Origin of the sequence: Limosilactobacillus albertensis, assembly GCF_014145555.1 — a bacterium.
GTDB classification, from domain to species: Bacteria; Bacillota; Bacilli; order Lactobacillales; family Lactobacillaceae; genus Limosilactobacillus; species Limosilactobacillus albertensis.
On record NZ_JACIVD010000055.1, the window covers coordinates 147,923 to 156,218 of the forward strand.

At 38.3% G+C, this 8,296-nt stretch carries 7 protein-coding genes; 4 read left to right on the top strand and 3 right to left on the bottom strand.

Annotation, left to right across the window (positions count from 1 at the left end; translation table 11 throughout):
• Positions 1 to 3 precede the first annotated feature (3 nt).
• The gene (locus tag H5S41_RS04070) at positions 4 to 867 is read right to left on the bottom strand and encodes a P-loop NTPase family protein (protein ID WP_182602434.1); all 864 of its coding nucleotides are present in this window, start codon (positions 865 to 867) and stop codon (positions 4 to 6) included.
• Between the two features lie 172 nt (positions 868 to 1,039).
• Between H5S41_RS04070 and H5S41_RS04075 the strand changes: the two genes are divergently transcribed.
• Both H5S41_RS04075 and nrdI read left to right on the top strand, forming a co-directional pair.
• The gene (locus tag H5S41_RS04075; RefSeq protein WP_182602427.1) at positions 1,040 to 2,368 is read left to right on the top strand and encodes a hemolysin family protein; all 1,329 of its coding nucleotides are present in this window, start codon (positions 1,040 to 1,042) and stop codon (positions 2,366 to 2,368) included.
• A 119-nt stretch (positions 2,369 to 2,487) separates the two neighbouring features.
• Positions 2,488 to 2,955, top strand: coding sequence for a class Ib ribonucleoside-diphosphate reductase assembly flavoprotein NrdI (gene nrdI, locus H5S41_RS04080; protein ID WP_153709209.1), 468 nt, complete (start codon positions 2,488 to 2,490; stop codon positions 2,953 to 2,955).
• A gap of 91 nt (positions 2,956 to 3,046) precedes the next feature.
• Here the strand turns inward: nrdI and H5S41_RS04085 are convergent, their stop codons facing one another.
• Positions 3,047 to 3,472: a VOC family protein gene (locus tag H5S41_RS04085; protein WP_182598136.1), complete on the bottom strand. Its 426-nt coding sequence runs from the start codon at positions 3,470 to 3,472 to the stop codon at positions 3,047 to 3,049.
• Positions 3,473 to 3,640: 168 nt separating this feature from the next.
• On the opposite strand from H5S41_RS04085, the gene H5S41_RS04090 reads away from it, so the two are divergent.
• Together H5S41_RS04090 and zwf are read left to right on the top strand one after the other, a co-directional pair.
• The gene (locus H5S41_RS04090) at positions 3,641 to 4,819 is read left to right on the top strand and encodes a CynX/NimT family MFS transporter (protein ID WP_182602428.1); all 1,179 of its coding nucleotides are present in this window, start codon (positions 3,641 to 3,643) and stop codon (positions 4,817 to 4,819) included.
• A gap of 285 nt (positions 4,820 to 5,104) precedes the next feature.
• Positions 5,105 to 6,586, top strand: coding sequence for a glucose-6-phosphate dehydrogenase (gene zwf, locus H5S41_RS04095; protein WP_153709212.1), 1,482 nt, complete (start codon positions 5,105 to 5,107; stop codon positions 6,584 to 6,586).
• 29 nt (positions 6,587 to 6,615) lie between these two features.
• Here the strand turns inward: zwf and H5S41_RS04100 are convergent, their stop codons facing one another.
• On the bottom strand, positions 6,616 to 8,229 hold the full coding sequence (locus H5S41_RS04100; RefSeq protein ID WP_231833099.1) for an IS1182 family transposase: 1,614 nt from the start codon (positions 8,227 to 8,229) through the stop codon (positions 6,616 to 6,618).
• Positions 8,230 to 8,296: the final 67 nt, after the last annotated feature.

The window sequence follows — 8,296 nt, forward strand, 5'->3', positions numbered from 1 at the left end:
AAATTAATATGCCATTAGTTCATCTTCAATTGTTGCGTCCTCAATTCGGACATCAGTTATCGTGCTTTGTTCTAACAGCGGAAGCAGTGCTTGAATATTACCCGTGAAAAGGAACCTTGTTTCATCACTTGCTTCTTCCAACATATGGGCACCTAATTTTACGGCATTATCAATTGGAAAACCGGTTCCCATTACAGTAACCGTGCAGTCAACCCCGTCATTCATCGATAAGTCACGAGCAGAAGTTAAATGACTACCGCTAAAGTAATATAAAGTATCCGCAAAACGCATTAATGTCGAGACATTCTTACTTGTAAATAAGACTAACGCGTTGACTTTCTGAGTATAATCTTTGACAAGGCTACCAAGAAGCTGACGGCGGTCTTCTTCAATCTCATCAAACGCATTACTTAAAATAACAATTGGGCGTTGCCAAGCGAGCAAGATAATTACTCGCAATTCAAGCTGTTGGGATTCACTCAACTCTCCTACTACTTGATCAGGTTTTAAATTCAGCGCCTTAATCATCTCGAAAGTTTGCTCTGGTGTTAAAGCATTTTCTTTATGATGCAATGCATGTTTGACTGCCTTTTCAATTGTTTTCCCTTTTAGGACTACATCATCAATTCGGCCGATCTCATTTTTGCTTTGGCGCTTATACTTTTTGAATGGTACCCCGTTAATTGTGACATCCCCATTCAAAATTTTTCCGCGGACTGCTAGTAAATCCTCTAAAGCTGTTGCAGCCCCTGTATCATTACTACATATCCCTACTACTTGTGGTGACTTCAACTCTAATGAAACATTATCTAACTGATCTCCTGACTTGGCATCAAAAATCAAGTCGTTAATTGTAATACTACTCAACATGCGACCTCTTCTCTTAAGTTCTTTATCTTTATTAATCTTATCATTTTTTAGTTAATGAACGAAATAATCCAATATTTCTTTTTAGTTTTCTTTAACTGGTAACCTCTTCGGCGAATGGTAAAATAATACACAGGAATTATACTCATTTATCGAAACGAGGAATGTTATTTTGAATGACAGCCAGTTGTTAACTAATTTTATAATTATTATCATTACCTTTATTTTTGCGGCTTTCTTTGTTGCAGCGGAATTTGCCCTTGTTCAGGCGAGAGTTACCGCCTTAGAAGAAATGCAGGAAAAACGTGATAAACCGTCACCAAAAATCAACCGGGCAATTAAGATGGTTACCAATTTGACCGAATACCTATCAACTACCCAGGTTGGGGTTTCGATTTGCGGGATCATTCTTGGTTGGGTCGGTGAAGATACAATCGAATTTCTTTTGGCAAATGCTTTATCTTTACCAAATTGGCCATTAAATAATAGCGCCATTCATGTTATCAGTGCGATTGTCGGTGTTTTACTTCTAACATACTTTGAAGTGGTATTAACTGAAATCGTGCCAAAAAACATTAGTATCGACTTGCCAATTAAAACACTGATGTTTGTTACCACGCCGCTCCATTATTTCCACATTACTTTTTACCCATTTGTTTGGTTACTTAATTCTTCAGCCAATGGAATTGTTAAAATGCTTGGAATGAAACCAGCCGATGAAAGTCAAGACGTTTTATCGCAAAGTGAGATTATCAGTCTATCACGCAATGCCGTAAAAGGCGGTGAATTAGAACATAACGACCTGTTATACATGGAACGGGCATTTGACTTCAATGACAAAGTTGCTAAAGATATTATGATTGATCGTACCCAGCTAACGGTTATTGACATAAGCGAGACTGTTGATGACGCAATCCAGCTATACTTAAAAACAAAATATAGCCGATTGCCCGTTGTTGCCGACAATGATAAAGATAAGATTCTAGGCTATGTCTTTAACTATGATCTGATTCGGCAAAAGCAGATTAACGGCAACGTATCGCTTGCCAAAGTTCTCCGTCATTTACCCACCACTCCTGAGACGACTCCTATTACCGAAGTTCTTAAATTAATGATTAGGACACGGGTACCAATGGTCGTTGTCGTCGATGAATACGGTGGTACTAGCGGCATTATTACTGATAAAGACATTTATGAAGAACTGTTTGGAACTGTTCGTGATGAAATTGATAACGTATCAGACAATATGATTTCAAAAATTAGCGAAAACCAGTATCGGGTTGATGGTAAAACAACTGTTTATGACTTTGAAAGATTTTTTAACGTTGAGCTAAAGATTCCCGAAGACAATGATGTCGTAACATTATCAGGCTATATTTTAGATAATTATCATAACGTTCATGAGGGAGAAACCATTAAATTGGCTAGTCTATCCTTAAAAATTAAAGACTACCACCATTCTTATATCGATAGCTTTATTGTTACTACCCCGGCTCAGTAAAATTTTACATTTTGACAACAATAAGGGAATTGTTCTTTTATTTAGCACCAGATTCCACTAAAATAGTCTTTGTAAATTTTACAATTAAATTAAATCTAATCTAGAAGGAAGAAAAAAGTATGGCACCAATGAATATTATTTATATCTCACTTGAGGGAAATACCCGTTCCTTCTTAACGCGGATGCAAGGTTATGCTAAACAGCAGCACAGTATTAGCGCTGACCGACCATTACTCGAATTAAAAGAAGTTAGCGATCAGACCATTCCTGCTGACGAAACAGAGCCATTTTTCGCTTTTGTTCCTACATACTTAAATGGGGGAAATGGGATTGATTCTGGCTTTACCGAAATCATGACAAACGCATTGGGAGAATATATTTCTTACAACGACAACGCTAAGCAATGTATCGGTGTCGTTGGTAGTGGTAATAAAAACTTCAACGAACAATACTGTTTAACTGCCCGTAAGTATTCACGAGAATTTGACGCACCATTTCTCGCTGATTATGAATTACGGGGAACATCCCAAGATATTGAAAGAATTTACACTATTCTTTCAAAACGTTGGAGCGAAATTAACGCTTAAAAAGAGAGACTTGGAAAAATAAAATTTTTCCAAGTCTCTTTTCGTTTATGCAACAGGAAATTGGAAATAAATTCATTCCCTTTTACATCTGTCATCCCTGTTTACTAGCACTTATCAGCCAGGTTATCCCGTACCTATCCACTATTTGACCCATCACATTACCTAATACCCAATCGCCAAAAGGCACCGTAACTCGTTGACTTTCAGAATTCGCCAAACGATTAAACAAATCTCGCGCTTTATCTTCTTCATTCTCAAAATCAAGCAAAATAGAAATTAAAGTAGATGTCTGGGGATTTCCCATCGTTGCATCTGCACAAATAATCTTTTGCCCTGCAATTAAAAATTCGCCGCGTAACGTTGTCTGATTCAATTGGTCAATCGGCAATCCGAGATTCTCTGCTTGTTCCTTAGTTAAGGGTTCGTGATATGTAACTTGAGCGCCAAATTCTTGCTCGTAATAAGACATGGCTTCCTTAGCATTTTCAAATGTCAGGTATGGGTATATCGCCGTCATAGTGTTCCTCCGAAAAAATATTCACTGTTGATTATATGTTTTGAATCGGTTTCAGTCAAACTGGTTCTTAAATTGGATTAACTACTTCTAACCGTATATTAATCATAACTGAAAGAACATTATGATATAATTGTCTAGTCTATTATCAGGCCGATATAAAATGAAAGGATGAATTTTTTGGAAAAAGTCAAAAAGCATAGTCCGTTGTTAATCCTTGGCTTATTGCTCCTCGGTGTCTGTATGCGGATGCCGATTACAGCAATTCCCTCTGTTGTTAAAGACATTGCAGGCACATTTAATGTTGAAACAACCAGCCTTGGAATCTTAACAACAATTCCATTACTTTGTTTTGGATTATTATCTTCTCTTGTCTCTGCCCTTGCTCAACGGATCGGTAATGAATTAACAATTGAATTAGCAATGATTTTAATGTTTGTCGGTTCATACCTCCGAATTTTAAATTTCTCATCGTTAATGATCGGGACAATTTTAGTAGGGGCAGCGATTACTTGTATTAATGTATTATTACCCGCAATTATTTCCGATAAGCTGCCTAACCGTATCGGTAGTGTTACGGGAATGTACAATGTTGCCATGACCCTGTTTGCAGCAATTGGTGCTTATGCTATTACGCCAATTACTCACGCTACAAGCTGGGAAACCGCTGTGATTATCATTAGTATCATTGCCCTAATTGCAGCAGTCGTTTGGGTACCTAACCTACGATATAATCAACGAGCTGCTAGCGATGATACTGCTAACGAGCCTGAAACAAATATGTGGAAAAATGCTAATGCTTGGTGGTTGCTCTTGTTCTTCGGGGGACAATGTTTTGTATTCTATAGCATTGTTGCATGGTTACCAACAATCGCAATGGATGCCGGCTTATCCAGCGACCAAGCAAGCCTAGTAGCCGGATTGTTACAGTTATTCTCAATGCCATTTGCATTCTTGGTACCTGTAATCGCTACTAAGATGAAAAATCGTCAGCCTATTATGTTATTCGCAGGTATTGTTTCGCTTATTGGAACGGGGATGATGTTCTTCCCTGTTAATTCCTTTGTTTATTATGCATTTGTTGCGCTTTTCCTTGGAATGGGTACAACGACAACATTTGTCCTTGCCATGACCCTATTTGGACTTAAGACAAAGAGCGCCGCTGATACGCGAAACCTTTCAGGAATGGTTCAATCAATTGGTTACTTGATTGCAGCGTTAGGACCAATTGTAGTTGGTAACCTATATTCTCAAACCCATAATTGGATTGCTAGTTTAATTGTAATTGCAATTGCTGCTATCTTCTTTACAGTTTGTGGAGTTATCGCCGAACGAAAACAATTTGTTTAACTTTTTGAAGAGCGTCTAATTAGCTCTTCTTTTTCTTTTTTATTAGGTTTTTAGCAGTTAGCCTAATTAATCACAAATTTATTTTAAAAGTTTTTTGATCTAGACCACTTATTGATAATCGCTTGCCAACCACTTATTAATAAGCCATTTATCATCAATGGTCCATTTGGGTTTTCTAAGAATTCATCTCAGAAAACGTTTCCTTTACTAGTGCAGATTGTGCTTTAAGAGTATATAATTGTCACGGTATAAGAATTTTCTGAAATTTCAGAAGGAGTGAACATTTTGGCTACAGAAAATAAGGCTGTCATTACATTATTTGGTGCTACTGGTGACCTTGCAAAGCGTAAACTTTATACTGCTTTGTTCAAGTTATATCAAAAAGGCTACCTAGCTGACCACTTTGCATTATTAGGAACTTCACGTCGTCCATTAACCGACGAAGAATTCCAAAAGATTGTTCGTGAATCAATTAGTAACATTCCTGAAACTGAGAATGGTCAAGCAGATGCATTCTCAAAGCACTTTTTCTACAAATCTCATGATGTTACTAAGCCTGAACACTACGAAATTCTCAAGCAACGTCTCGCTGAATTGGATGAACAATTCGGTACTGAAGGCAACCGCCTCTTCTACATGTCAATGGCCCCACAATTCTTTGGTACTATTGCACTAAACTTGAAGAAGCAAGGATTATTAACTGACAATGGCTTCAACCGTCTTGTTATCGAAAAGCCATTTGGTCGTGACTTTGAATCTGCTAAAAAGCTTAATGATGAATTGTCACAAACATTTAGCGAAAATCAAATTTTCCGGATTGACCACTACCTTGGTAAGGAAATGGTTCAAAACATTCAAGCATTACGTTTTGGTAATACAATGATTGAATCTCTCTGGAATAACCGTTACATCGACAACATCCAGGTAACATTAAGCGAAAAGCTTGGTGTTGAAGAACGTGCTGGTTACTATGACCAATCTGGTGCTTTACGTGATATGGTACAAAACCACATCATGCAAATCGTTGCTCAATTAGCAATGGAACAACCTGTTGCATTTACTGATGCTGATGTTCGGGTTGAAAAGATTAAGGCGCTTCGTAGTCTTCGTCTTTACACTCCATCCGAAGCAGCTGCTAACTTTGTTCGTGGACAATATGATGCTGGTGAAGGAACTAACGCTTACCGTCATGAAGATGGCGTTGATCCAGAATCTGGCACTGAAACATTTGTTGCTGCTAAGTTAATGTTCGATAACTATCGTTGGTCTGGTGTACCATTCTACGTTCGGACTGGTAAGAAGTTAGCTGACAAATTTACTCGTATTGACGTTGTCTTCAAGAAACCATTAATCGATATTTTTGCCAACCCTCGTTCTGAAAGTGATCAATCCCTTAACTCCAACGTATTGACTATCTTTGTTGAACCTAACTCAGGTTTCGCAATTCAATTAAACGCCAAGCGCGCCGGTCAAGGTTTCACTACTGAACCCGTTGACTTACAATTCTTACAAAGTGATTCTGACAAGAAGGAATCTCCAGAACCATACGAACGTCTCTTCCACGATGCACTTGAAGGAAACCACACTAACTTTGCTTCATGGGCAGAAATTGCTTACGCATGGAAATTCGTTGATGTTATTCGGAAGCTTTGGGACATTGAAAAGCCTCAATTCCCTAACTACACACCAGGTTCAATGGGACCAGCAGCTTCAGATGAACTGTTAGCCCGTGATGGTCGCAAGTGGGTTTACCGTTTAAATCATTAATCATTTCAAGGGGCTGTGACATAAGTCCTTTAAATTAAGAGAACCGTTCGGAATTTCATTTGAAATTCTGAGCGGTTCTTCCTTTTCTTAAAATTAATACTAAATATGGACAGCCTCCCGGCGATCTTTTTCATATTCAGTGCCATTAGGGCAATTCCAATCTGACTTTTGGCTTTCTTGAGACCACGCACCGTGAACCTCTTGAAACCCAAATAAGCTTTCAAATTTCCAAAAACAGTTTCTACATCGTACTTGCGACGAGAATACGTAGTGGACTTTGAAAGCGACTTACGTGCTTTAGCTTTAAAATACTCCCATTGTGGATTAACCATAATATACTTAGTATTTCCACGTGGCGTTAATGCCTGAGGAATAACTTGGTGATTTTCATCGTACTTTTCGGCTTGATATACCTTAAAGTCGCGATGGAACTTATATTTATCGTTTCGGTAAGCGTATCGTTTAAAATTAAAGCGGACTCCAGCTGGATTGACATAGTAATCATCGTCTTCATGGTATTCCCAATTCATAACCTTTCGATCATCAGAGCGCCATTTGCGACTATTCTCTTTAATCATCGTGCTATAAGGAATTAGGGCGGTGCAATCAGGCAACTCATCTTCAAGATATTTATAATTACGTTCAGACCCATAACCAGCATCGGCTACAATTTCTCGTCCCAAAACTTCGTTCTGGGCGAGCTGCTTAAGAAATGGAATTAGTGTTCTCGTATCAGTGGGGTTTTGCATTAAGTCATAACCAAGCGTAAATTGCGAATTAGTCATAATTTGAAGATTATATGCCGGCTTAGTTTGTCCATTACGCATTGGATCTTCTTTAACGCGCATAAAAGTAGCTGCGTGATCTGTTTTAGAGTAGCTATTCCGTGAACCAGCGATCTGCATTTGAGTACGATATTCTAAATTTTTTTGGCGACAGTGTTCTAAAGCGCGGCGATATTTTTTGGCGTGGCGTCGTTCTTGTTTGGCCGGATTAGGCGAAACCTTAGCGGTTTCGCTTACCTGTTGATTCAATTCTTCGATACGTTGTTCAAGAAGCGCAATAATAGTATCGAGCTGATCAACGTCAAAGTTATTCTCGTCAACGTCGATTTTAACTTCAGCTTGCTTGATTTCTTGAAGCAGTTTACGGGCTTTTTCAACGTTTAATTCACTATATTTGATCGTACGCTTCTTCCAAACAAAGGAGTACTTATTTGCGTTAGCCAGAATTTTAGTGCCATCAATAAATGAAGCCTCATCAATCATTCCTTGAGCTTTCAAGTAGTCATGAAACTCCTTAAAACTGCTTTGGATCATTTCTTCTAAGTCCTTAGAAATCACAAAGCGAGCAATCGTACGGTAAGTTGGTCGCTGTTCTTGAGTTAACCACATTGCGACAATATTTTCACGAGCAAAGCGTTCAATTTTCCGACAGGAAATAATACCGTAACTGTAGGCTAAAAGGACCAATTTTAATAACATTCTCGGATCGTATTCCCTTGGTCGCCCCATAATATTAGGCTTGCGGATCGCAAGGCCTTCAACTAATTGGTTAATATAACGAGCAGGATGGTTTAATTCAGGTTCATAGGCAGTAGGTATGTTCAAACTAAGTTGATTCATGTTATAATTAGTTTCCAATGTTTTATATATCCTTTCGAGGGTATTTTGAAGACATCGACGGGCTGGTCGGTGTCTTTTTCTTTTA

Excerpts from the sequence above, each read along its gene's own strand:
- nrdI (WP_153709209.1), top strand. The coding sequence starts at position 2,488 with ATGGCACCAATGAATATTATTTATATCTCACTTGAGGGAAATACCCGT.
- H5S41_RS04085 (WP_182598136.1), bottom strand. The coding sequence starts at position 3,472 with ATGACGGCGATATACCCATACCTGACATTTGAAAATGCTAAGGAAGCC.
- H5S41_RS04090 (WP_182602428.1), top strand. The coding sequence starts at position 3,641 with ATGAATTTTTTGGAAAAAGTCAAAAAGCATAGTCCGTTGTTAATCCTT.